This is a genomic window from Photorhabdus hindustanensis (assembly GCF_002968995.1).
Lineage (GTDB): Bacteria > Pseudomonadota > Gammaproteobacteria > Enterobacterales > Enterobacteriaceae > Photorhabdus > Photorhabdus akhurstii.
Genome location: NZ_PUWT01000219.1, coordinates 1 through 716 on the forward strand (window position 1 = coordinate 1; position 716 = coordinate 716).

The 716-nt window shown below is 54.2% G+C and carries 1 rRNA gene; it reads left to right on the top strand.

From position 1 onward, the window contains the following. Positions 1–716: ribosomal RNA gene (locus tag C6H66_RS25460) — 23S ribosomal RNA — on the top strand; the annotation flags it as partial.

Here is a 716-nt window from a genome sequence, read left to right on the forward strand (position 1 = left end):
TGATCGAAGCCCCAGTAAACGGCGGCCGTAACTATAACGGTCCTAAGGTAGCGAAATTCCTTGTCGGGTAAGTTCCGACCTGCACGAATGGCGTAATGATGGCCAGGCTGTCTCCACCCGAGACTCAGTGAAATTGAACTCGCTGTGAAGATGCAGTGTCCCCGCGGCAAGACGGAAAGACCCCGTGAACCTTTACTATAGCTTGACACTGAACATGGAGCCTTGATGTGTAGGATAGGTGGGAGGCTTGGAAGTGCGGACGCCAGTCTGCATGGAGCCATCCTTGAAATACCACCCTTGAATGTTCGATGTTCTCACTTAAGCCCGTGACCCGGGTTGAGGACAGTGTCTGGCGGGTAGTTTGACTGGGGCGGTCTCCTCCCAAAGCGTAACGGAGGAGCACGAAGGTTGGCTAATCACGGTCGGACATCGTGAGGTTAGTGCAAAGGCAGAAGCCAGCTTAACTGCGAGAGTGACGGCTCGAGCAGGTACGAAAGTAGGTCTTAGTGATCCGGTGGTTCTGCATGGAAGGGCCATCGCTCAACGGATAAAAGGTACTCCGGGGATAACAGGCTGATACCGCCCAAGAGTTCATATCGACGGCGGTGTTTGGCACCTCGATGTCGGCTCATCACATCCTGGGGCTGAAGTAGGTCCCAAGGGTATGGCTGTTCGCCATTTAAAGTGGTACGCGAGCTGGGTTTAGAACGTCGTGA